Annotated in this window: 17 protein-coding genes and 1 pseudogene; 5 read left to right on the plus strand and 13 right to left on the minus strand. The window is 40.4% G+C overall.

Going from position 1 to position 25,000, the window contains the following annotated elements; translation table 11 throughout:
* Positions 1–160: 160 nt before the first annotated feature.
* From RE476_RS06235 to pyrF, 3 genes are all read left to right on the plus strand, one after another.
* Entirely contained in the window at positions 161–958 is a 798-nt protein-coding gene (locus tag RE476_RS06235; RefSeq protein ID WP_309309530.1) for a helix-turn-helix transcriptional regulator, read from the plus strand.
* Positions 959–1,207: 249 nt separating this feature from the next.
* Positions 1,208–2,158: a deoxyhypusine synthase gene (locus tag RE476_RS06240; protein WP_309309566.1), complete on the plus strand. Its 951-nt coding sequence runs from the start codon at positions 1,208–1,210 to the stop codon at positions 2,156–2,158.
* Positions 2,159–2,181: 23 nt separating this feature from the next.
* A complete protein-coding gene (gene pyrF, locus RE476_RS06245; protein ID WP_309309531.1) occupies positions 2,182–2,835 on the plus strand; it encodes an orotidine-5'-phosphate decarboxylase in 654 nt (217 codons plus the stop codon).
* Between the two features lie 81 nt (positions 2,836–2,916).
* On the opposite strand, the gene RE476_RS06250 is transcribed toward pyrF, so the two are convergent.
* The 6 genes from RE476_RS06250 to RE476_RS06275 form a co-directional block, all read right to left on the minus strand.
* Complete coding sequence (locus RE476_RS06250) at positions 2,917–4,377, minus strand: coiled-coil domain-containing protein (RefSeq protein ID WP_309309532.1); 1,461 nt, start codon at positions 4,375–4,377, stop codon at positions 2,917–2,919.
* A complete protein-coding gene (locus RE476_RS06255) occupies positions 4,374–5,414 on the minus strand; it encodes a rod shape-determining protein (RefSeq protein WP_309306797.1) in 1,041 nt (346 codons plus the stop codon). The genes RE476_RS06250 and RE476_RS06255 overlap by 4 nt, the downstream gene beginning before the upstream one ends.
* A gap of 237 nt (positions 5,415–5,651) precedes the next feature.
* Positions 5,652–6,542, minus strand: coding sequence for a Ppx/GppA phosphatase family protein (locus tag RE476_RS06260; protein ID WP_309306798.1), 891 nt, complete (start codon positions 6,540–6,542; stop codon positions 5,652–5,654).
* A complete protein-coding gene (gene ppk1, locus RE476_RS06265; protein WP_309306799.1) occupies positions 6,542–8,707 on the minus strand; it encodes a polyphosphate kinase 1 in 2,166 nt (721 codons plus the stop codon). The genes RE476_RS06260 and ppk1 overlap by 1 nt, the downstream gene beginning before the upstream one ends.
* 62 nt (positions 8,708–8,769) lie before the next feature.
* On the minus strand, positions 8,770–10,578 hold the full coding sequence (locus RE476_RS06270) for a CHAD domain-containing protein (protein WP_309306800.1): 1,809 nt from the start codon (positions 10,576–10,578) through the stop codon (positions 8,770–8,772).
* 102 nt (positions 10,579–10,680) lie between these two features.
* Complete coding sequence (locus RE476_RS06275; RefSeq protein ID WP_309306801.1) at positions 10,681–11,025, minus strand: DUF362 domain-containing protein; 345 nt, start codon at positions 11,023–11,025, stop codon at positions 10,681–10,683.
* 136 nt (positions 11,026–11,161) lie between these two features.
* Between RE476_RS06275 and RE476_RS06280 the strand changes: the two genes are divergently transcribed.
* Both RE476_RS06280 and pap read left to right on the plus strand, forming a co-directional pair.
* Complete coding sequence (locus tag RE476_RS06280) at positions 11,162–12,457, plus strand: MgtC/SapB family protein (RefSeq protein WP_309306802.1); 1,296 nt, start codon at positions 11,162–11,164, stop codon at positions 12,455–12,457.
* A gap of 56 nt (positions 12,458–12,513) precedes the next feature.
* Complete coding sequence (gene pap, locus RE476_RS06285) at positions 12,514–14,016, plus strand: polyphosphate:AMP phosphotransferase (RefSeq protein ID WP_309306803.1); 1,503 nt, start codon at positions 12,514–12,516, stop codon at positions 14,014–14,016.
* On the opposite strand, the gene RE476_RS06290 is transcribed toward pap, so the two are convergent.
* From RE476_RS06290 to RE476_RS06315, 7 genes and pseudogenes are all read right to left on the minus strand, one after another.
* Positions 14,010–15,263, minus strand: a complete 1,254-nt coding sequence (locus RE476_RS06290; protein ID WP_309306804.1) for a CYTH domain-containing protein — start codon at positions 15,261–15,263, stop codon at positions 14,010–14,012. The two genes, pap and RE476_RS06290, sit on opposite strands and share 7 nt — an antisense overlap.
* A 38-nt stretch (positions 15,264–15,301) precedes the next feature.
* Positions 15,302–15,628 (minus strand): GNAT family N-acetyltransferase, encoded by a 327-nt coding sequence (locus RE476_RS06295; RefSeq protein ID WP_309306805.1) that lies wholly within the window; start codon positions 15,626–15,628, stop codon positions 15,302–15,304.
* A gap of 28 nt (positions 15,629–15,656) precedes the next feature.
* Positions 15,657–16,262, minus strand: a complete 606-nt coding sequence (locus tag RE476_RS06300) for a CheR family methyltransferase (RefSeq protein WP_309306806.1) — start codon at positions 16,260–16,262, stop codon at positions 15,657–15,659.
* A 151-nt stretch (positions 16,263–16,413) separates the two neighbouring features.
* A complete protein-coding gene (locus RE476_RS06305) occupies positions 16,414–16,905 on the minus strand; it encodes a chemotaxis protein CheW (RefSeq protein WP_309306807.1) in 492 nt (163 codons plus the stop codon).
* 18 nt (positions 16,906–16,923) lie between these two features.
* Positions 16,924–20,484: a methyl-accepting chemotaxis protein gene (locus RE476_RS06310; protein ID WP_309306808.1), complete on the minus strand. Its 3,561-nt coding sequence runs from the start codon at positions 20,482–20,484 to the stop codon at positions 16,924–16,926.
* Between the two features lie 232 nt (positions 20,485–20,716).
* Positions 20,717–20,890: pseudogene (locus RE476_RS12905) on the minus strand (hypothetical protein); the annotation flags it as partial.
* Between the two features lie 108 nt (positions 20,891–20,998).
* A complete protein-coding gene (locus tag RE476_RS06315) occupies positions 20,999–24,841 on the minus strand; it encodes a methyl-accepting chemotaxis protein (RefSeq protein ID WP_309306809.1) in 3,843 nt (1,280 codons plus the stop codon).
* Between the last annotated feature and the right edge of the window lie 159 nt (positions 24,842–25,000).

A 25,000-nucleotide genomic window follows, 5' to 3' on the forward strand; every position in this document is an offset into this window, starting at 1 on the left:
TTAGATTATGTAGTATGGACAGGGAGATAACTGATCACTATATAATTCATGCATATTACGTGTTTTAATTATTAGACGGGATAAATATAGTTCTTTATAAATAACAAGAAATTCATATTAACTTTTTACTCTCGACTAAAATAACAGTTACCTGAAAGTTATGTCGCAAATCAAAAAACCATTGATTGATGTAATATTTGCATCTGAGAAAAGAAAACAGGTACTTTGGCTCTTAAAAGATGGAGCAAAGGAAATGGAGACACTTCTCAAATCTCTTGATACCAACAGGATAGCCCTGCTTCCTCAAATAAGGATACTTGAGGAGCATTACCTTGTTTCGCATGATAACGACATCTATGAATTGACAACTATTGGAAAACTAGTTGTTGATGATATGGCACCTTTACTAAATATTGTTGAAACTTGTGATACAGATATCGACTATTGGGGAACCCATAACCTTGATTTCATTCCAGCTCATCTCCTGAAAAGAATGAATGTATTTGAGAACTGTCAGATAATAAATCCCCCTATTACAGATCAATTCGATATAAAATGCATTTACAATGAAAAAAGTAAAGAATCAGATTTTCTCTATGCAATTACTGCAATGCTTTATCCTAACTATCATGTTGTATTCTCTGATCTGATTGACAACAATTTAAAAATAGATTTAATTGTCTCTGAAGATCTACTCAAGAAAATACGCACTGATTATCATGCGGATTTTGAAAATTATATGAAAACTGGATTAATCAATATCTATGCTTACAATAAAAGAATGGATATCTTGTTTTTTACATTTACGGAAGATAATTTGTTGATACGTTTGCTTAAAAGCAATGGGGATATTGATGGTAAGCTTTTGCTTTTCAATATAAATGCAAAAACGCTTGACTGGGCTGAAGAGCTCTTCAACTATTATCTAAAAGACTCGATTCCAGTAACTGAACTTTAGCAAATACTTGGTTTTTAAGTGGTTTGTTGGACACTAGTGATTAAAAGTTGAAGTTCTGTTTCTTGAATTTGAAAAATAATTGCTATTTAATTTTGATGAGAAGATTTCCGTTTTTGCTGCCATACACCAGAACAAACACCAAAAGATAGAATCCCATTTAATGTCCTTCAATCATTTTAAAATATGGACATTGCCGAAGAAACCTTAAAGAACATTGTTGCTGTAAATCAGCGTATAAGAGGCTTTCAAATGGAACATTGTTCAAAGGCAGAGAAACTTCAGAATCCTATTAGACAGGCAAAGATCATCGAAAACATGAGCGTTGACGAGCTGGTTCATGCCATTGATGGCTGCGCTTTCGGTGCAGGAAAATTAGCAGATGCTGTTGACATTTATACAGAGATGCTGGCTGGCGGATCTACCAGCTTCTTCGGATTGGCAGGAGCCATGGTGCCTGCAGGAATGCGGGACATAGTTACAGATCTTATAAAAGACGGGTACATCGATGTGCTTGTCACCACCGGTGCCAATATGGTGCATGAGATAGTGGAATCAATGGGACTGCACCACTATAAAGGATGTTCGGAATGTGATGACATCGAATTGAAGCATGAAGAAATAAACAGGATATACGATGTCTACCTGCCAGAACCTTATTTTGTCGATTTTGAAGAGAAACTGAAGGCAATTCTTTCTGACATAGGTCCTGACACCATCTCTATCAGGGAATTCATGACCCACCTCGGAAACAACATAGATGACAAGAATTCAATACTAAAAGCTGCAGCCGACATGAACGTCCCTGTCTATTGCCCTGCAATACAGGATTCAATGATAGGGCTCCAGGCATGGCTCTTCAAGCAGACAAACCCACTGAACGTCGACGCATTTGCAGACATGAAAGAGATAATCGATATCTGCTACGAGGCAAAGAATCCCGGAGCAGTGCTTATCGGCGGCGGTGTCCCGAAGAATTATATATTCCAGTCCATGCTCATAACCCATCAGGAATTCGAGTATGCCATCCAGCTCACAATGGACACCCCTGAAACAGGAGGACTTAGCGGTGCAACACTTGATGAAGCACGCTCATGGGGTAAGGTCAGCGAGACTGCACGCTCGGTAACAGTCCACTCTGATGCCACAATAACACTCCCGATCATGGTCGCTGCTGCAAGAAGCAGGCTTGCCAAATTGTAAGAAACACATTAAGGAGCGATTATATGGAAAAGAACACAAGACTCATACTTGCACTTGATGTCACAGACAGGGACGAAGCAATACAGATATCCGAAAAAGTTGCCGGATATGTAGATGCTATCAAAATAGGTTATCCCCTTGCCCTTGCAACAGGAATGGAAATAATTGGACAGCTTTCAAAGTATGCACCAATCATTGCAGATTTTAAGGTTGCTGACATACCAAATACAAACAGACTCATATGTGAGCAGGTATTCAAGGCTGGTGCAGATGGCGTAATAGTTCAGGGATTCACGGGACATGACAGTCTCGAAGCTGCTGTGAAACTTGCAAAAGAGCAGAAAAAGGATATTTTTGTCGTTACCGAAATGAGCCACCCCGGTGCTCTTGATTTCATGCAGCAGGCAGGAGAAGGCATTGCAAAGATGGCAGCAGACGTAAAGGCTTCCGGTGTTGTCGCACCGGCAACCCGTCCTGAGCGTGTTACAGAAATAAGAAAAATAATAGGAAACGAACTATCCATAATCTCACCTGGCGTAGGTGCCCAGGGAGGATCAGCCTCTGATGTAATAAAAGCTGGTGCTGACTGGGTGATCGTTGGCAGGAGCATTTACCAGTCGGATGAACCGGACATGGCTGCCAAAAAAATAGTTGATGAGATTAAAGAAGTAATCTGATCTTTTATCTGAAATTGTGTGCCGATGATGATAAAACCAAATCTGATATATGATGAACCCTATGAGTTCTGAGGCACACATTCATCCCATCAATTCTATATTCTGTTTGAGTATCTGTGAAAATACCTCATTCTTCTTGACATCTGATTTTGCTTCTTCAAGACTTCTCTTTAGATTTGAAACGGAGTTTTCAAGGCTCTGAATATAGATCATCTGCTGTTCCAGTTTGTTATTGAGCTTCTTGATATCGAGATTCTGGCGATGTATTGTAACATGAGTACCAATTTCATTGTTGGTTCTCTCAACCATCTCTTCAAGCTCTTTTCTTTTGGATTCCATCTCTGCAAGAGCTTTTTCAATATCCCCTTCTAATATTGAATTATCCTCACGCTTCTGCCTTAGCTTTTCATCCTCAGCCTCAAGCTCAGATTTCTTCTCTTTCAGAGCCTTCATCTCATCCTGCAAAGCAAGTTCTTTTTCTTTGTGAACCTGTATATTTTCCTCATGCTTTAACCTGAGTTTTTCATCCTCAGCCTCAAACTCAGATTTCTTTGTTTCCAGAGCCTTTATTTGCTCCAGGAAAGCCAGCTCCTTTTCTTCATGAGCCTTGACACTTTCTTCGTACTTCAGCCGGGAAGCTTCCAGTTCACCGGTCTTAGAACCAAGTTCAGAGAACTCAGTATGTATATTACCTTTTATGCTTTCAATTGAAGAACGCTTTTTAGTAAGGACTGATTCTTCATCCTCAAGTTCACATCTAAGTGTCTCAATGTCTGCACGCTTTCGGTTAAGCTCTTTTAACTCAGCGTAATAATCGGACTTTATTGCCTCAATGGCTGCAGGATAGGTGATATCTGCCAGATCAATAGAGATTTCCTCACCTGCTATTAGTTTCTCTTCCAGATACCGTCGCTTTTCATCCAGATCATGTTGCTGTTGGTTGTATTTTTCAAGCTCACTATCATAAGTAGATCTCAGGGAAGATAATTCTTCCATCTTTGCAGTATACTCAGCAAATTCTTTCTCATACCCAAGTCTTGAGTCTTCAAATTCTTTAACCTGAGCTTCAAATGCAGAACGCTTTTGTTCAAATGCAGCGATCTCTTTTTTAAGCGCTTCTTTCTGTTCAGGAGGGATTGACTTTTCAGCTTTCTGCACAGCAGATTTCATTATCGCACATTTATTCTTAAGCTCCTGTTCCTGTTCAGAGAATTTGCTTTTGAGTTCATCAAGTTCTTTTTGTTTTTGCTCATATTCGCTGAGATTGGATTCATACCGCTTCTTAATTTCTGAAAGAGCAGACTCTTTCTGGAGAAGCTCTTCTATGTCTGAACCCAGCTTTTTATAAACAGACTCCTGATTTTCCCGAGCATGACCCTGATTATTCCCTGACATGTAATTCTGCGGGCTTGAGGAAGATTCACCTTTTTTTACTTCCTTTCCCACATCATCTGTTGCATTAGGTTTTCTATAGATATTCGGAGTGAAAACCTTAGCTGAATTTTCAGCCTTTTTATTTTCCTCAGACCACAATGACTTCATGATATCAATTCCTCATTCTGTTTTCCAGCATGCAGTTGTTGCCAGAATTCCAGCGGCATGTTCCTGGCAAGTTCCAGTGCACCTTCAGAAATAGCAAATGTAGAGTCCGGGTCAAGGAATACTTTACCTCCACCAAGTTCTTTAAGCTCATTTTCAATAAAAGTACCAAGATTTGGTAGATTGCTGGTACCGCCAAATATATGGATATTGTTCCTTACGGTTTCACGTATATCCTGATCAACATCAGATAACACCCTGGTGATGCCTGAAACTATGTCAGTTAACACAAACTCACATGCAATCTGCATCTCTTCAGCTATTGATTCCTGAAGGGTGCCATTTTCAAGAGGAACATCCACAATACAAGAATCATGTACTGAACCAAGATTTCCGTATTTTTCTTTCCACTCCATAGCAAGTTCTTCCGTCATTTTTGAATCCGGCCATCTTTCATTGATAAGTTTAACGATCTCACGATCGATGTCCTTTCCGGCACATGGAAGACTCAGACACTCATTTTGCTGAGGAATGTTGCTGTTAATAACGCATATATCTGTTTTACCAGATCCTATATCCACTATCATTGACCCTTCCTGAAGAGACTTTTTGTAAGCTATGCAAAAAAGCTCATCAACAACCATTGCACCTGAAAATATCTCACTGGAAAGCTCCAGAAGATTCATTTTGTATTTCCGGTCCGCATTGGATGGTACACCTATTATTGCATAGGCAGTCTGTTTATCAGGGTCAACATCATGTTTATTAAGAAAATCTTTTAAAAACTTCTTGAAAGCAAGAACGTCATCTTTCCCCTTCAATTCATTGTTCAGGGGTTCTTTGATAACACCATCCTGCAATTCCATAGCTTGTTTACCGGATAGTATTTTCTCTTCTGTATTGTCGTTACCGTCCTGCAGAAAAGTTACCACACTTCGCTCAGAGAACTTTTTCCCATTGCTGGTGCAAACCGATGTTTTGAACACACCCGCATCTATTCCAAGATACAGGCACCCATTATTACTGTTAAAGTCCTCCATATTGATCTACCACTTTTTACTTGATCCTCATGAAACTCACACAAATATGATCATAAGATATTTTTTCCTGAATATGATGTCTTATTAAATCAGTATTTATATATTATGAACATGGGATTTCAGTTTATGGCGATGAATTAACAGAAAAAAAATTAACAGAAAGTAAAAAACAGATACATACGGCATTAAATGAACAAATATACCTATGAACAAGATTTGGAAATATATGTCATTGGATTATATATAACTCTCTTTATGTTTTTTGTACAAAACGTGTATGATACCATCTGCAAGTCCCAGTTGTGGTACATGCATATAATTGATATTACCCCAATTCATGACAGAGTAATATATCTTTGATGCAGGTACAATAACATCAGCCCGATCAGGACGCAGACCAATCTTTGTTATACGCTGCTCCAGTGTGAATCCTTTAAGGTAATTATTAAGATCTTTGATATCTTCAGCCATTAGAAGAGTACCATCCTTCCTGCCAGACATACGAAAGAGCTTGTTAATATTTCCACCACTTCCGATAGCATGCTCAGGTGCATTCTTACTGGTTACACTTTTCACCCAGCTTTTCATCTCATTCCAGTCCTTTTTTGTAACAATGCCTTCTAGCATTCGGATAGTACCTATATTGAATGACCTGTAAGCAAAAACATTGCTACCTTTGAACAGTATCAGTTCCGTACTGCCGCCACCCACATCAATATGCAGATAAGTTGAATCACTGCTTCCAACTATCTTTTCTATACGATTGGAATAGATTATCTTCGCTTCTTTCCTTCCGCTTATAACTTTAAGGTCAATTCCACTCTTTTTCTTGATCATGGAAACAATCTCATCGCTGTTGTCAGCCTCTCGCATGGCTGAAGTTGCACATGCCATAAAGTCAATTGGTCCATATGCATCCATCAGGTGTTTGAATGCGATCATCGTACTCACTAGACTGGAAATCTTTTCCTGAGATATATTGTTATGAACAAATGCATCCTCGCCAAGACGGATGGGCATACGCACAAGAGATACCTTTTCATAGATAGGTTCCACACCCCCGGAATCAACTCTTGATAGAAGCAACCTCACGGCATTGGAACCTACATCAATAGCAGCAAATTTCATCAGGCATCCTCATTATTCAATTGCTTTTCAAGGAAATCATAGATATCATCCTGAGCCCGGTAAGACCTGTCCCCACCTATTCTGTATTTATTATTCTGGTGCTCATCGATAATTCTTGCTTTGGTATTATCCAGGAATTGTAAACTCATGTATTCTTTCAACTCATTTTGAAGAGAAGGACCATATATGGGTGTCGCAACTTCCACACGCCTGTCCAGATTCCTTACCATCCAGTCAGCAGATGAAATGAAATACCTTTCCTCTTCATTGTTGCAGAAAATGAAAATACGGGAATGCTCGAGATACTTATCAACTATACTGATGGCTTCGATGTTTTCGCTGAACCCTTCAACACCCGGAACTAGTGAACAGATACCCCTGATAGCCAGTTTTATCCTGACCCCTGCCTTACTGGCATCATAAAGTGCATTGATCATCTCGCTATCCACAAGACTATTCATCTTCGCATGAATGTATGCCGGCTTCCCTTCTTTTGCATTCTTTATTTCATTTTCAATGTGTTTTTTGAATGCATTGCGCATTTGCAGAGGAGCTATTATGAGATGCTTGTAATCATATACTTTATAGTTATGAGTGAAGAAATCAAAAACCTTTTCCACTTCAAATGTCAGATCAGGATTTGATGTCATAAGCATATGATCACAATAGAGCTTTGCAGTAGATTCATTGAAATTACCTGTCCCGATGCAGGAATAATGAACAGGACTATTTCCCTCATTCCTTGTAATATGACAGAGTTTTGAATGGACTTTCAGACCGGGCACACCGTCAATAATCTTTGCACCCGCATCTTCAAGTTTCTGGGTCCAGTAAATATTGGATTCCTCATCAAACCTCGCCTGAAGTTCAATGACAACTGTAACGCTTTTCCCATTCTTTATTGCGTTAATGAGCGCATTGATAACATTGGAATTGCGGGCAACCCTGTAAAGGGTGATCTTTATGCTCGAAACATTGGGATCGATGGCTGCCTCTCTTAGAAGGTCAATGAAATAATCAAAAGACTGATAAGGATAATGAAGTAGAATATCTGTTTCCCTTATAGCAGCAAATATGCTTTTATGGCGCAGAAGGTCTTTGTGCGGTAAAGGATGTTTATTTTCATAAAAGAATGAATCGGGTCCTACCTGTGGAAAATTCATGAAATCCTTTGCATTATGATATTTACCACCTGGTACAAGATTTTCGAATTTTTGGATCTTTAGTCTTTTGAGCGTGAAATCCAGAAGATAGTAAGGCATATCCCGGTCATAGACAAAACGAACTGGCTGGCCTTTTTTTCTTTCCTCAAGGCTCTCAGATACCTTTTCAAAGAAACTTTTGGTTACATCATCATCAATATCCAGTTCAGAGTCCCTGGTCAGTTTTATCGTATATGCACCTATTGAATCATATTCAAATGTTGAGAAGATATCATCAAGACCAAAACGTATCACGTCATCCAGCATGATCACACATTTCTTCTCACCACAATGAGGAAGCATGATAAAACGGGGAAGAACATCCGCAGGAACCTCGATCAAAGCAAATTTTGAACCGTTTGGATCCCACTTTTTCCTGACATCGATTAGAAGATAGATAACCTGATTCTTTAAATATGGAAAACTTGGAATATCTTTCAGCATGACAGGAATAAGACGTGGCCGTACTTTTTCCTGGAAATAGGTTTTAAGGAAAGTCTTTTGAGCTTCATCAAGCTGTGTTTCATCAACAATGAAAATATCATGCTTTTCCAGCTCCTTTGTAAGTTCTACAAACACTTTGTCAAACTCATCCCGAAGCTCCAGCACTTTATTATGAACCTGTCTCATAACCTTTCTAGGTGAAACACCCACCATAACCTTGGATTTAAAACCAGCATCTATCATCCGCTGTAAAGTACCAACCCTTACGCTGAAAAACTCATCAAGGTTCGAAGAGAATATCCCAAGGAACTTGAGACGTTCAAGTAATGGGACTCCAGGATCTTTTGCTTCCTGGAGTACTCTTTCATTGAATGAAAGCCAGCTGATCTCCCGGTTAATATAATCCTTCACTTCATTGGACATAAAGCTCATTTTTCTTGATTTTAAAAACATTAGAATGCTGTCGTATTTTAATATAAATACAGCAATCCTGTTATTTAATACTTCATACAGATTCATATATAGTAGTATATAGTACAATATAGCCTAATACGATCAATACAAGTCAACAGACACCATTTTCAAGATAGGTAAATACCTGATATTGACTGCGAAAACCTCACACTGAAATCCGGATCGATAACCTTTGACCATACATCAGGGAAGGTATCAAGGAGGTTTTGAAGTTCCTGTTTCCTGTATTCAAGATAAGCATCCACACCCGGATAATCCTGAAGTCCGGTTGAAGCATGGGAACTTTTTTTATCAACTTCACCCCACCTGCCATATTTCTCGAAATTCTCCAGGAGTTCAAGTGCAACCACCGTATCATGCATATCTCCCAGATTATCCTGGAGGGCCTTCAGATCCCTTATAAGATCCCTGGACTCTGAACCAAGTACTTCTTTAAAGAATTCAAGTGTATAGCGTAGTATCTTAACATCAATTCTCAGCTGATGATATTTTTCAAGGGATGGATCGACTACTGTTTCATCTGAAATAACTTCATCATATGCTCTGACAGCTGCAAACTGGGTGTATAAAAGTACAGGCAGAACATCCATGACCCTGCAAGGAACAGGTTCACCATTCTTATTTATGGATTTCATTTTCCAGGCTTTTTTCCCCAGAAGATAATCAGCAAAATTATTTTTGAACTTATTATACTTTACATCATCCAGATACTCAAGCATGTTACCGCGCTGCTTTGCCTTCTCTATTAGAATGGAATCTGTAAGTGGATCCATGTCTATTCGTATTTCAGGAGATTGGCCCTCAAGGTAATGATCTATCTTCTCAAGGAAAACATCCAGATCTCTCACAGAACCCAGTACCCTTCTTGTAGATTTGATGTTCCTGTAATGTGAAAACATCTTTTTCATATCAAGATAATCTTCCAGAACCTCGATAGCCGAGCGCATACGCATTGCAGCAACCCTCATATCATGAAGTTGTTCAATATCCTTTCCTACTTTCGTCCCTCTCTCGTGCTCAACCATGACTCCGAAATGGAACATGAGTATCTTGCGTGCAGCATCTCGCATTGTATCGGTGGCCTTGATGTCGGTCTTTTTCATTGACCTGAATTCAGAGAACGGAACAACAGGCATGTCGGAGGCAGATATTTCTAGTGTCTCTGCGGAAGCCACTGCAATTGACCCAATATCTTCAACTTGAGTTTTTTCAGGTATTCCAATATCCTCTGTTTCCGGAATTTCAACTATTTCCGGGAATTGTGTTGTTTCCAGAGCTGTGGGTTCGATGAAGCTATTATCTTCTTTGATCTCTTCAGCAATTGCTGGATCAGACATCGTGTTTTCCTCAGTGTTCTCCATTATTTGTGACTCCGGCTGTTTTTCTCCAGAAGCTGTATCAGTTACGATGAATGTATCGTCGCTTCCACTTGTATTTGTAAGGAAAGCTGGCTCGTAAGAAGCTGTTGTTATATTAGTTATCAAGATACCTGCAAAGGTTGCAAGTACGGAACAATCATTATGTTGATCAGGTTCATTGGCGATGACAGAGCATTGTTTCTGAACGGTTGTTCCCTGCTCTTTTGAGCTTTCAAACGCCTGCAGAAAATAATTAGCGAAAATATTGATCAATAGCAGAAAAATCCCCAGTGAATAAAATATTATCACATAGGATACCCTTGGATATAAACAGTTGTCAGGGAATGAGAATACGAACATAAGAACTCCTGTTACAGAGAGCAGCATACCTGCTATGAAAGAATAATTCTGTGAAAGCTGACGGCGAATTCCTGCAATATTGATGCCTGCAAGAATTAACAGTATCCCAAAACCCAGTAAGAAGCAGACTATTAATATTACCTCTGAACCGGAACTGCGACTGAGCCTGCTGACTATTGCAAATAGAAGGCCGGTCATGCAAAACACCAGACCGATCAAAAAACCCAGAGATGCAGTTAAGGAATATTTCTTAACAAACATGTTCGATGACAATGATCTCCCCTCGGGTAATATCGACTATTATAATTTAATGCGCTTCAGTTCATTTATAGTCTCACTGAGAACCTTTTGCTGCATTTTCATTTGCCTGATATGACTTTTTATCAGGCGTTTTTTTGCTTTTTTGCTTTTGTTTTCGGAAAGTGAACCTTTTAGTGCCTTTAGCTTTGATTGGACCTTGAATTTCACTATTTCCCTGTCCTTAAGGATTGCTTTAACCGGACAGATCTTTATGCATTTGCCACAGTTGATGCATTTTTCATTTAAAATAAGAGCTTTCCCCTTTACCATATCAATTGCATCCACAGGACATTTTTTTACACATTTCCTGCACGAAATACATTCCTTTTTATTGACCCATGGCATATTATTCACTCCCTATTACTAATGGGTCAAGCAGGTATAAAAGTATATACAGTGAAGGAAATATACTATACGTTGCTGTCATGTGAAAACTTATGCTGACCAGATTCAACATTCATTTGCTTAAAGAGAGATTGATATGATCCAGTCCATCCAGTGGGGTATTGACCCTTTATCATTCGTTTTTCTGGAGAAGATAATACTTTCACTGATGATAGGGATACTTATCGGTATTGAGAGGGAACACTGGCGTGCAGATAAAAAGATATTCGCAGGGGTCAGAACCTTTGCCATTACCTGCATAACAGGTACTCTTGCCACGCTACTTGTTGATTATATCGGCGTATGGATACTTGTTATAACAAGTCTTCTTGCAGTTCTTTCTTCAGCAGCTCTCATATACGTCGTCAACATCCTCAAAGGTAAATCAGGACTTACTACTGCAATTGCACTCTTCTGCACATACCTTTTAGGAATAGTCGTTGCCCAGGGACTATATCTGGTAGCAATAGTCACAGCCCTTATACTGACTTTCATCCTTATAGAGAAGAAACCTCTGCATTCATTTGCAGAGCATCTCTCGGAAAGTGACATAAATAGCGCTATTAAATTCCTGGCAGTTGCCTTTGTACTTTACCCGATAATGCCGGAAGAACCCATCTATGGAATTCTGAGGCTCAAATCAGCCATACTTATAGTAGTACTGGTCTCATTCATTAGTTTTGTAAGTTATATTTCCCTGAAAAAGATGGGGCCAAAAGGTGGCATTCCGTATTCTGGTTTTTTTGGAGGATTCATTAGCAGTGAAGCCACCGTAGCTGCACTTTCAGGATTATCAATGAAAAGACCGATACTCAAGGATTCCATTCACATCGGTTCAATGCTTGCAGTAGTATCTATGATCATAAGTAACACTATTATAGCACTGATTGCAGATCCGACTGCAAAGACTGCCTCATTAATGGCTCCACCTTTCGTGGTAATGGGAAGCATCGCCATTATAGTTGTAGCACTCAAATGGAAGAATACATTGAACCTGGAAGAAAGCATAGATATAGGCTCACCGTTCGCACTTGGTCCGGCATTCAAATTCGGAGCTGTATTCACAATACTCCTTGTTATCGCTAACTTCGCTAACGAATATGGAGGAACAGGGGGGGCTTATGTGACAGCACTCGGAGGAATAGTCAGCAGTTCTGCAGTGACTGCTTCTGTAGCAGCACTGGCATTCTCAGGAAACCTTTCGGTCCAGACAGCTGCTGAAACAGCGATCCTTGCCGGACTTATCAGTACCCTCAGCAAAACATTCTACATAAAGGTCACCGGCTCACCCGAGCTGTTCAAAACATCCCTTTTATCATTCATCGCGATTGTAGCAGCCGGGTCTGTCACATTGATAATATGGAGCTTTTACATACGGACATATCTTGGTTAATTAGAGAATCTATATAACTATATATATTGAAGCGTACTATTTTTTATGGATAATACATGCTTGAAAATGTAGATCTGGATAAAAGTCTCAGCAAAGAAGAATATGATGACATAATCGAAGATTTGACGATACGAATTGGAGAACTACAGAGAAAAGCATGGAAAACGGACATACCCACCATCATAGTCTTTGAAGGTTGGCACGCATCCGGTATGACAGAGATAATCAACCGATTCCTTTTGACCCTCAACCCAATGGGATTTGACCTTTACACAACCGGAAAGCCCTGTTATCAGGAAGAGCAAAAACCACTATTATGGCGTTTCTGGACAAAGATACCGAAGAAGGGAAGCATCGCTATCTTTGACAGGAGCTGGTATCGCAGAGTAGTCATAGAACATGACGGGAAAGGTAAAGTGGATAAGCACATGCCGAAATGCCTTGAGGGTATAACCTATTTTGAAAGACAGCTCACAGATGAAGGATACCTCCTCATCAAATTCTTCCTTCATGTCAGCAAAAAAGAACAGGCAAAGAGATACCGTGACTTGAAGAAGGAAGGCGTACCACTTTTTATCGTAGAGGAAGAGGAACAGGAATATCTCAATGAATACGACAGGCATCTGCCCGTAATAGAAGGGATCCTTGAAAGAACGGACAAAGCCTCTGCACCATGGACCATTGTAGAGGCTGAGGACAAAAACTTTGCCACTGTTAAAGTGCTTGCAAAGGTTATAGAGTCGATAGAGAATAAAATAGTTGAAGCTGAGAGCAATGCCGAAGCAACTCAAAATGACCAAGTTGATAACTGTGTCATCCCGAACATAGATTCATCGATACTTGAAAAAATAGATCTGGATAAAAGTCTCGCTTACAAAGAATACAAAAAAGAAAAGAAGGCATGTCAGAAAAAGATAGCACAACTCCAGTATGAGCTTTTCAGGAACCGTATTCCCCTTATCGTACTATTTGAAGGCTGGGACGCTTCAGGAAAAGGTGGTAGCATAAGGCGACTTGCACAGAAACTGAACCCCAGATTATATCGTGTGATCCCTGTGGGAGTGCCTTCAAATTATGAACTGGCACATCATTATCTGTGGAGGTTCTACAATGAGATACCCGAAGCAGGCCACATCGGGATATATGACAGGAGCTGGTATGGCAGGGTGCTTGTGGAACGGGTGGAAAAACTGTGTAATACCCATGAATGGAAGCGTGCTTACAGGGAGATAAATGAGTTTGAGGAAATACTCACTAACTACGGCACCATAATCATCAAGTTCTGGACCCATATTGACAAAGAGGAACAGCTTAACCGGTTCAAGCAGCGTGAGAACACACCATATAAGAAATGGAAGATCACATCAGATGACTGGCGCAACAGGGAAAAATGGAACCTGTACCTTAGTGCTGCAGATGAGATGCTTCAAAAGACAAGCACTTCCTGGGCACCCTGGACAATCGTTGAATCCAATGACAAGTACTACTCAAGGATAAAGATACTACACACTGTCATCGACCGCATAGAAGAGGAACTGAAACAGAGAGGACTTCAATAGTCTTCCCTGAAATATACATCCTTTTCAAAGAGCAAACGCCACAGGTCAGCTTTTGTATCTGCCCTGTCGGCATCTGTGTCTGCTCCAGGCCCCATCACTTTTATGACTATGTCTTCTTTCTCAAGATCAATATCAACTATTTTACTATCCATTCTGCTGAGATCCAGTGCATCTGCGAGTCTTAGAATTGCGGACATTTTGAGTATGTCATCCTGCATCTGCAAAGGAAGCTGGGAGAACTTCTTGTTCTGGGATAGTTTTTGAAGCTTCTTTTTATCAATCCTCTTCTTATGGAGGAAGGTCATCCACGGCAGGAACAGACAGAGAGGATAGGGAAGTTCCTCAGGACATGTTGAAAGGAGGATATCCCTTCCTACCTTATGGTGGGTGCTGACATCGGTCATAACCCCTATATCATGAACAAGAGCTGCAAACCTCAATGTCTGGCGAAGATTCCCATCCAGTGCATGAATAGGTTTGAGTGCATCAAAGAGCATTAAGGAATTCTCGGCAACCTTACGGGCATGCTCCTGTTCGATACTGTATTCTTCGAACATATCCCTGATAGGCGAGAATGTTATCTGCTGATTATCAGAAACGATACCATAATCAAGGCTTTTAGCATCTTGTTTAATGTTCTCCATATAGAGTTCAAGCCCATTGTCAAATTTGGAACTGGTGCCTACAACCAGACCTGCTTCATCCCGGAAAAATGCAGCTATCTGATGAAGTTCATCCTCTTTGCCATCACCCATTAGCTCTACTTCAAGCTCAAGATAGATTTTTTTGTTGTTTCCACAAATGATGATAACATCATCAAAACTCAATTCGGCCACATGCCGTTCTCTGTTGTAGACCTGAAGGTCTGTTCTTTTGTGTTCTACAAGAAACAGTGGGAAGAGATTACCCGAGCCTATCATCTTTAATACCCGGTTCTTAAGGTCACAATCATTCCATTCTTTCACAGGAACCTTCTCAGAAAGGGTGAATTCGGTTTCTTCCCTCATATGGATAAGAGAACTTGCACTTTTCAGTGACTTGAGAGTATAGACCACCTTGTCTTTTTTTTCTCTGCACCTGAATGAAAAACCTGAAGCGTATATTGCCATGTCCAGTGTATCAAGGTAAGTATCTCTGAACTCTTTCAGCACAGCATCCGAAATACTAAACTCATTTATTGAATCTATATTCATGAGCTTATCGAACACATCACGCCCTGATACAAGGAACTTAGCTTCAATTTCCATAAAAGCAAATATGATGTCTTAAGTTAAAAGTCTTCTATTCAGGAGCAATGTCCCTTTTTATGGAAAATGTAAGAACCATCGCCATTGTTCGAAAAACCCATTTTTTCCCAGAATCCAATTGCTGTCGGCCTTACCCTGTCTGCAATGACAGTATTGAAATGTTCTTTGAAAAACTCTATTGTTTTACTTCCATAGTTATTTCCCTCAAATTCCGGAAAAATAGTTATGGAATGGATAGTCAGAACATTATCATCCACTCTGCCCCGGGCCTTTCCAACTCTTTGCCCATTGCGGTCGATATTCAGCCACCTGTAATCAGAACTTTGCACAGATGGGAGCAGTTTAAATGATAGTTCATGTGGCATCTCAAAGACATCCGACAATTATGTGTTATCAACCAACTTTTCGGTACAGCTGTGCATTTGCAACAACCGGTTCAAAGTATTCCTGCATTTCCAGAGGAATCTTCTGGGTCTGTTCGGTTGCAAAATAACCACCCTCAAGAGAATCATGGAACATCTTGAGAACTTCTATCCTTTCCTCTTCCTTAAAATGCAAAAGTACATTTTTACACAGAATCAGGTTGAGACCTGTTCTGATAGGTTTCAGATTTAAAAGGTCATTTTTTGTGAATTCAACACTTCTCCTGATTTCATCGGAAATCCGGAAGTGGTCGGGTTCATCTGCTGGTGAGAAATATTTATTGAATATTGGCTCCGGTATCCTCTGAACCATTTCCCGGGGGTATATACCTTTTTTAATTATATCTCCAAACAGGTTGCTGTTATCTATGTCCGTTGCATGTATCTTCACATTCCTGAAGGTCATACCCATATTCTCCCTCAGCACAATTGCCAGTGAGTAAGGTTCTGGACCCATGGCACAGCCGGCATCCCATATATGAATGTAACGTCGGCTTCGAAGTTCAGGAATTACATAATCCCTGATCATTTCCAATGTTTGCATATCCCTGAAAAAATAAGTGAAAGCTATTGCCATCCTCTCCTGCTACTATTTAAATATAATACATTAATTATATTTATATATTTCTCGGTTAAATTAAGGATGACTTGTGCAGATGATATTGAAGAGTAAAAAAAGTAAATTAAAAAGAAAAAAGAAAGGAAAAGAAAAAAGGATTGCCTGAATATCAGGCAAGACTTGCGATATCCTCAACTTCCTTTTTATTCAATACTTTTGCAAGATCAAGAAGTATCAGAAGGCGACCATCCATTTTGCCTACGCCTGTGATATATTCCTTACTTACACTTGACATGACAAGTTCAGGAGCCGGATCAATATTTGAAGCAGGGATTCTCAATACCTCATTCACGGAATCAACGATCATACCCACAACATTATTGCCGATCTCAACAACAATTATGCGTGAATGCTCATCTACTTCCTTTGATCGGAGATTAAAGCGTTTATCAAGATTGATAACCACAATAATCTTTCCACGCAGGTTGATGACACCTTCTACATACTCAGGAGATTGTGGGATCTGTGTGATCTCAGGCATCCGTATGATCTCCTGGACCTTCATGATCTCTACTCCGAATTCTTCACCACCTAGCTGGAAAACTACCATTTGTAATAATTCATCAACGGAAGTTGTTCCGGATTTTAAATCATCTGCCATTTATTATATCACACCTTATTAAACAAGAGCATGCTCTTTCTTTTCTATTCCCTGGCTTCTTGCAGGGCCTTTACTTTGTCCACCTGAGGTAGACGAAGAATCCAGTATAAACTTATCAACGACTGCTTTCATCTCACCTGCAAGGCTTGAGAGATCTTCTGCTGATCTTGAAAGTTCCTGCATTGTTGCGCTTTGTTCCTGAACCGCTGCAGATGCTTCTTCTGTTCCTGCTGCGGATTCTTCTGATATTGCACTGACCTCTTCAATAGAAGAAGTGACTTCTTCAATAGAAGCAGACTGTTCTTGTGCAGCAGCTGCAATATCCTGAACCATACTTGCTATCAGGTTACCTGCAGCAACCACATCTTCAATGACATTAGCTACTTCATTAATGGCAGATGCACCAGTCTCAACCTCTTCAGAACCCTGCTGCATGGATGTAACAGCATTGTGCGTGCCTTCCTGTATCTCCCCGATGAGTGTTGAGATCTGTTTGGCGGCATTACCTGAATCCTCAGCAAGTTTCCTCACTTCATCCGCCACAACGGCAAATCCACGGCCATGCTCACCTGCACGTGCTGCTTCAATTGCTGCATTCAGTGCAAGCAGATTGGTCTGGTCTGCAATGTTAGTGATCAGATTGACAATCTCACCTATCTGCTTGGACTTGCCATCAAGTTCCATTATGACACCGGAAGACTCTGAAGTTGCATTCCTGATGGAATTCATCTTGACAAGGAGATCTTTGGCAATTACACCAAGACTATTGATCAGTTCATTAGACTCCTTTGCATTCTCTGCTGCTTTTTGTGAATTCGTGGCAACTTCCTGCACAGTCATAGTCATATCTACCATTGCCCTTGAGACCTCTTCGGTCTTTGATGCCTGGCTCTGTGCCCCTCTCGAGATTTCTGAAACCGTATCAGCTACCTGATAGGACGAAGAAGACATCTGTTCAACAGAAGCTGACATCTCCTCGGCTGTTGATGCAACATTCCTTGAGCTGTCATATACCATTGAAACAACATCATTCAATGATAGTCTTGTGTTCTCAACACCATCTGTCAGTACCTTGAACTCTCCAACACCGTGAACAGAGACTGCCCTGCTGAGGTTGTTATTTGAAATTTCTCCCAGCACACTGGAGGAATCTGCAATTATTGCCTGCAGGTTTCCACCGAAATCATCGAGTGTATCGGAGAATAACTTGAAATCACCCTTTGTTACGAAGTCGAACCTTGCATCAAGGTCACCTTCAGAATACTTATTGACTATACGCATTGCCTCATTAAGTGGATTCACAAGCGCATCTATAGCCAGGTTGACAGTATTGATAGCGTCGCTGAAACGTCCCTCATAAAGGGAGCCATCTGCCCTGTAGTCAAGGTTACCGGCCTCCGCTGCGTTACCAAGTTTTATGAACTCATTTACAATACCCTCGATGTTGCTCATCATTGAAATGTAACATGGGATGAGCTCATCATTCTCGGAGCGTTTGCCAATCTTCTTAAGCCCTTCAAGATTGCTCAGGTCACCAACAGCGATCTTCTTGTTCACACTCATTGTGGTCAGGATTCTTTCACGAACACCATTTGTAGCGGATGCCACTTCAGCATAGATTCCCTGGTAATTACCTTCAACTTTTCTTGTATGATCGTTGTTAACCATAAGCTGCAGAATTTCATTGGACTCTACAAGACCACCGAGACCATCGATACAACCATTGATGTTGTTCTTGAGAATATTGAAGTCACCCTTGTATTCATCATTGATCTTTTCAGGTATCTCTCCCTTTGCTATCTGGTCAACATACTCAGCTGTCATTTTCAAAGGACAGATAACAGCATCAAATGCTTTGTTCACAGTTGTAGTCGCTTCATTGAAAAGACCCTGGAATCGTGAAGATTCAGCTCTGTGCTCAAGATTACCTGATTCGGCAGCGTGCCCCAGAGCAATGAACTCATCGGCCATTCCCTTGACTGTTTCCATGAGTCCAATGGTGTATGGCAACAGTTTATCATTCTCAGAACGTTTGCCTGCTTGCTTATATCTTTCAAGGTCACTGAAATCACCCTTGGCCATGAATTCGAATGTACGCTGGATATTCAGGAGCCTGTTGCGAACTTCGTTTACAGCCTGGCCTACTTCATAATAGATACCCTGATAATCTCCTTTCACATCCATTGTAAAATCGTTTACTGCCATTTTTTGCAACACATTGTTTGCTTCGACCATACCACCGATGCCATCAATACATGCATTGATGTTATTCTTTATCTCGTTGAAATCACCTTTATAGTCATCAGTTATCTTTTCAGGGATGTCACCTTTGGAGATACGATCAACATATTCAGCCGTCACATTAAGCGGAGCAATCATGGCATCAAATGCAGTATTTACAGTACTGACAGCCTCCTGGAAAAGACCATCAAACTTTGAAGGATCTACCCTGTAGTCTAGCTTTCCATCTTCTGTAGCATGACCAAGTTCAATGAACTCATCGGCCATTCCCTTAACCGTTTCCATAAGTCTGATAGTGTATGGCAACAGCTTATCATTTTCAGAACGCTTGCCTGCTTGCTTATATCTTTCAAGGTCACTGAAATCACCTCTGGCCATGAACTCGAATGTACGCTGGATGTTCAATAACCTGTTACGTACCTCATTTACAGCATAGGCATTATTCTTGAATACTCCATTATATTCACCATTAACACTGTTCTCAAAGTCGTTCTCAGCCAGCTTGAGAAGAATATCAGTGCTCTCATTCAGTGGTCTTGCAATTGAGTCGAGAGTATTATTAAGGTTCTCTATGATAGTCCTGAACTCACCACCATGACGTGTTGCATCGACACGCATATCAACTCTACCTTCTGCGCCTGCTATTGCAAGGCTCTCCGAGTCTTTGATAAGTGCATTGATCGCATCGACACAGATGTTCAGGTTGTTCTTGAAATCATTATAATCGCCTTTGAATTCCTTTGTGATCTTCGGAGGGATATCTCCCTTTGAAAGCCGATCCACATATTTGGATGCTGCTGTGAAAGGTCTGATAATCGAATCAAGCATTTCATTGATCCCAAGAACAAGTTCTTTGAATTCGCCTTCAAAATTCTCAGGGTCTGCACGAACATCAAGTTTACCTTCAATGGCGGAACTCACCAATAGATTGATCTGATCATGAAGCTTCTTCTGCTCATCTACATCCTTTTTCCACCCTGTGGCCTTGTCAAGAAAAGTATTCAATGCTTCTACCATCTTGCCTTCTGTACCATCGACCTGAAGGCTGAGTTTTGAACCAGAACTGCCGTTAGTAGTAGAATTCAAAATATTGATTACATCATTATGCAACTTGTTGCTCTTTTCTATTTTAAGAGAAGTCTGCTCAGAATGTATTTTCTGTTCTGCCACTTCGTTCTTCCACCCCGTGGCCTTGTCCAGAAAAGCATTCAATGCTTCTGTCATCTCTCTTTCAATCCCACTGCTTTGAAGGTTTAGTCTGGAATCAGACTCACCTTTTTCGATGGAATTCAAAACATCAATGATTTCATTGTATAGTTTGTTGTTTTTCCCTAACATATTATCACCCTATAAAATCAAATTCACTAAAGTGTAAGTTTAACTTTTGCACATATAACCTGTAAAAATTATACCCGAGCATACAATTCAGTATAATTATAATTAGGCTGATTTAAAGATAAGCACGATAATATAAAAGTATATCATTAAAAAATATATGAGAGAATCTATCAAAATGTTTTCAAAAGATGAATGACTAATAAAAATAGAATAGATAAAAGAAATGAATAGATCATGCTGAAATACAGGCAGCATAACCAGTACGAACTATCCCTGCCAGTTGGCTCTTTCCGAGCACTCTTATGGAGTTGATCAGAAAAAGCAAACGGTCATTGAGGTTACCGATTCCCTCTACAAAATCAGGAGATTGAGGAATATGGACAAGTTCGGGAATACGGATGATCTCCTGAACGTTGTTATACCCATTCCAAAATCCTCCCTGAACAGCTGAAGCATGTTATCGAAGAATTCTGAGCGATCTAAAGATATTTAATCCATTAAACAACCCCTTTCATCAGACAAGTAGTGGTTTCTGGAAATCACCCTTCTTAGAACTCGATCCTGAACCAGAGTGATCAAAATCATCAGATCCCTTACTCTGATTTTCATTACGTAACTCTACCTTGAACTTGTCAACAACTGATTTCATATCATTTGCAATAAACGCCAGTTCATCAGCAGAATTAGCAAGTTCGTGCAATGAAGAAGTTTGTTCCTGAACCGCGGCTGAAGTCTCTTCAGTGCCTGCTGCAGTCTCTTCAGATATTGCAGCCACTTCTTCCACAGAGGATGCTATCTCTTCAATTGCAGCAGATTGTTCTTCTGCAGTTGCAGCAATATCCGCAACCATTTTAGTGATACCATTTACAGAAATGATTATCTGTTCGATCTCACTAACAGCCAGGTTCAGGGATTCGGCACCTTTTGATACTTCCTCTGTCCCCATCTCCATGGATGAGACCGCTTCACCTGTACCAGATTGTATTTCCTGTATAAGTCCAGCTATCTGCTTTGCTGCATTTCCTGAATCTTCAGCAAGCTTTCTGACTTCGTCTGCAACAACGGCAAATCCACGGCCATGCTCTCCTGCTCTGGCAGCTTCAATGGCAGCATTCAGAGCAAGTAAGTTAGTCTGATCTGCAATACTGGTGATAAGGTTGACAATTTCATCAATCCTTTTTGATTTTTCTTCAAGATTGTTGATGACCTCTGCAGACCTGGAAACTGCTGTGCTTATACCATTCATCTTATTTAGCAGATCATTGGTAATATCACCCAACCCATTCATTTTTGCATTGGAGTCACGGGCATGGCTTGCAGCCATCTGTGAATTAGAAGCTACATCCTGTATACTTTGCGTCATATGTTGCATTGTACGAGATACTTCCTCCGTTTTCATTGACTGGTCTTGTGATCCCCTTGATATTTCCTCCACAGTACTGGCAACCTCAGTTGATGAGGAATTTAACAATGAAGTGGATGCAGACATATTATTGGCAGTATTTACAACCATATCAGATGCTTTCTTAACATTGTATACGATATCATTAAGAGATAATCTGGCACTTTCAATGCCATCTGTCAGTTTCTTATATTCCCCCACACATTCAACGGATATTGACCTTGTAAGATTATCATTAGCTATTTCCGAAAGAACTGTACTTGCATCCACTATTAGCTCATGCAGATTAGTTCCGAATGAATTCAAAGTATTTGCCAGTTCATTGAAATCCCCGTGCATTTCCATTGTGAGCCTTGCACCCAGATCACCTTGTGAATAGGATGTTATGACATCAGAACTTACTTTCAACGGAATTACAATTGCATCCAGAGTCTTATTCACACCATCAACGATCTTGTAGAAATCGCCACCATGCTTTGAGGCATCAGCCCTTACAGACAGTTGACCATTGATCCCCGCCTCTGCCAGCATCTCAGAATCTGCGACAAGTGAATTGATGGCTTCGATGCAACCGTTGAGATTGTTCTTGATCTCATTAAAGTCACCATAATAAGTATCAGTAATAACCTCAGGAATATCTCCCTTTGATATCCGGTCAATATACTCAGCGGCAACGTTCAACGGAGAAACTACCGAATCAAAGGCAGAATTGACATCAATTATAGCTTCTTCATATTTACCATTGAAACCGGATGCATCAGCCCTGTAATCGAGTCTGCCTTTCTCAACTGCAGCCCCAAGATCAACAAACTGGTCCACAAGACCCTGTATACTTTCCATCATTGCAATGTATGCAGGCATAAATTCATCATTTTCCGACCTCTTACCTATATTCCTATAGGCATCGAGCATCTGGAGATCACCCACAGCAAGCTGTTTTGTAGTATTCTGAATAACGATTGTATGCCCAAGAGCCTCATTAGTTGCTTTTGTAATTTCTCCGAATATTCCCTGATATTCCTTCTCGACCTTAATAGTAAAATCGTTAACTGCCATGTTCTGAAGAACATCATTGCATTCCACAAGAGCACCTAAACCATCGATACAATGATTGAGGTTGTTCTTGATTTCATTGAAGTCACCCCTATACTCATCTGTGATCTTATCAGGTATTTCTCCCTTAGATATGCGGTCAACATATTCTGCGGCAACGTTCAAAGGACCAATGAAAGCATCAAGTGTTTCATTAACAGCATTGACAACATCTCTCGGGTTACCTTCAAATTTACTTACGTCAGCACGTGCATCGAGCTTTCCGTTAATTGCTGCATCTGATAATTTCAGTACTTCCTTTGTGACGTTTACCTCTGAAGTCATATCCATAATGTATTCAAGACCACCAATGATCTCCCCGGAACTATCTCTTAGAGGTGTAGCCGTGTAACGGATAGGAAGCTCACCGGATGGCAGGCGTGCAATTGTGTCGGCAGAAGAGACGTTTCCAGTTTTCATGGCTCTTGCAACACGACAGTTCTCCGTATTACAATGAGGGGTATCGAACAGTTCATAGCATTTTGCACCTATACAAGTTTCAACAGCTTTTCCTGCTGCTGTCGCACCTGCAGGATTTATGAAAGATACATTGAAATCCATATCCACTGCCATAACCGGAGCTGGAATCCTGTTAAGAAGTTCTACCTTTGAACCTGACTCTTCAAGAGCATTCTTCACCTCGGTCTGGTCCATGAAAATTTCCAGAGAACCAATGACATTGCCGTGCCTGTCTTTAAGAGGAACTCCACTGCATTTGATAGAGACATCCTGACCAAGGTCTGCAACTGCCTCCCCATGTTCTATATTCTGAGTGATCATAGACCTTGTACATACACAACTATCGGTCTTGCAGACATTGGTCTTGTAATGGTCATAACATTTGGTACCGATCATGCTATTGGTTGCAAGACTGGCAGCTTCTGCTGCTTTGCTGTTGACATAGTTGATATTATACTCCCTGTCAATGACCATGAAGGGAACCGGAATATTATCGATGTGTCCCACAAGCGTACTGACCACATCATTCATTCCCTCTACGAGTTTAGCATATTCACCGCTGAACTTTGCAGAGTCTGCACGGGTAGCGAGCTTGCCCTCAATTGCAGCATCCGTAAGGAACTCAGCTTCAGTTAAAAGAGCATTAATAGAATCTATACAGAGGTTGAGGTTATTCTTGATCTCATTGAAATCCCCGCTGTAGGAATCAGTGATCTTTTGGGGAATATCACCTTTTGAAATACGATCGATGTACTCAGCAGCTACATTAAGAGGACCTATGAATGCATCAAGGCAACCATTCACTCCCTCCACAACCTTACGGAAATCGCCATTATGCCTGCTGGAATCTGCACGGGTATCAAGACGTCCTTCCACACCAGCCTGTGCAAGTATCACAGCATCATCGACCAATGCATTGATAGCATCTATACACATGTTGAGATTGTTCTTGATCTCATTGAAGTCACCTTTATACTCGTCCGTGATCTTTTCAGGAATGTCACCTTTTGAGATACGGTCAATATATTCTGCAGAAACGTTCAAAGGACCCATGACAGCATCAAGAAGCTGGTTTATACCACCAAGGATCCTGTTGCAATTACCTTCCATTGATGAAATATCACCACGTACGTCGAGTTTGCCCTCCACAACTGCATCGATCAATCGAAGGACTTCTCCTGCAAGCTTTTCATTCTGAACTTCATCAGCTGCCTTTAGGTCCAGTATCTTTTCTTTTTGAGCTAATTCATTCTTTAATGAGAAGTATTCGTCTAAAATAGCATTCAAAGATTGTGCCACTTTTCCATCTAAAGAACTACCTTTTGGAGAGATTCTGGCAGTTGAATCTCCCGATCCCACTGCATCAAGTACACTGATAAGTTCAGTCTTCAATTTATCGTTCATCCCTAGCATTATTCACCCTTCCTGAAAATTATGTGTTAATCTGTAAATTAATTAGTGCGATACCAGCAAACATCTGGAATTTAATATGCTGCAAGAGAAAATGCATTTGATTAGCAGCTTTGCCTTGCAAAGAAATATTATAGCGTGCATATATATAAA

The organism is Methanolobus mangrovi (assembly GCF_031312535.1).
GTDB classification, from domain to species: Archaea; Halobacteriota; Methanosarcinia; order Methanosarcinales; family Methanosarcinaceae; genus Methanolobus; species Methanolobus mangrovi.

Bases quoted from the DNA above. Each gene is read 5' to 3' on its own strand.
- RE476_RS06235 (WP_309309530.1), top strand. From the start codon at position 161: ATGTCGCAAATCAAAAAACCATTGATTGATGTAATATTTGCATCTGAG.
- RE476_RS06240 (WP_309309566.1), top strand. From the start codon at position 1,208: ATGGAACATTGTTCAAAGGCAGAGAAACTTCAGAATCCTATTAGACAG.
- pyrF (WP_309309531.1), top strand. From the start codon at position 2,182: ATGGAAAAGAACACAAGACTCATACTTGCACTTGATGTCACAGACAGG.
- RE476_RS06250 (WP_309309532.1), bottom strand. From the start codon at position 4,377: ATGAAGTCATTGTGGTCTGAGGAAAATAAAAAGGCTGAAAATTCAGCT.
- RE476_RS06255 (WP_309306797.1), bottom strand. From the start codon at position 5,414: ATGGAGGACTTTAACAGTAATAATGGGTGCCTGTATCTTGGAATAGAT.
- RE476_RS06260 (WP_309306798.1), bottom strand. From the start codon at position 6,542: ATGAAATTTGCTGCTATTGATGTAGGTTCCAATGCCGTGAGGTTGCTT.
- ppk1 (WP_309306799.1), bottom strand. From the start codon at position 8,707: ATGAATCTGTATGAAGTATTAAATAACAGGATTGCTGTATTTATATTA.
- RE476_RS06270 (WP_309306800.1), bottom strand. From the start codon at position 10,578: ATGACCGGCCTTCTATTTGCAATAGTCAGCAGGCTCAGTCGCAGTTCC.
- RE476_RS06275 (WP_309306801.1), bottom strand. From the start codon at position 11,025: ATGCCATGGGTCAATAAAAAGGAATGTATTTCGTGCAGGAAATGTGTA.
- RE476_RS06280 (WP_309306802.1), top strand. From the start codon at position 11,162: ATGATCCAGTCCATCCAGTGGGGTATTGACCCTTTATCATTCGTTTTT.
- pap (WP_309306803.1), top strand. From the start codon at position 12,514: ATGCTTGAAAATGTAGATCTGGATAAAAGTCTCAGCAAAGAAGAATAT.
- RE476_RS06290 (WP_309306804.1), bottom strand. From the start codon at position 15,263: ATGGAAATTGAAGCTAAGTTCCTTGTATCAGGGCGTGATGTGTTCGAT.
- RE476_RS06295 (WP_309306805.1), bottom strand. From the start codon at position 15,628: ATGCCACATGAACTATCATTTAAACTGCTCCCATCTGTGCAAAGTTCT.
- RE476_RS06300 (WP_309306806.1), bottom strand. From the start codon at position 16,262: ATGGCAATAGCTTTCACTTATTTTTTCAGGGATATGCAAACATTGGAA.
- RE476_RS06305 (WP_309306807.1), bottom strand. From the start codon at position 16,905: ATGGCAGATGATTTAAAATCCGGAACAACTTCCGTTGATGAATTATTA.
- RE476_RS06310 (WP_309306808.1), bottom strand. From the start codon at position 20,484: ATGTTAGGGAAAAACAACAAACTATACAATGAAATCATTGATGTTTTG.
- RE476_RS06315 (WP_309306809.1), bottom strand. From the start codon at position 24,841: ATGAACGATAAATTGAAGACTGAACTTATCAGTGTACTTGATGCAGTG.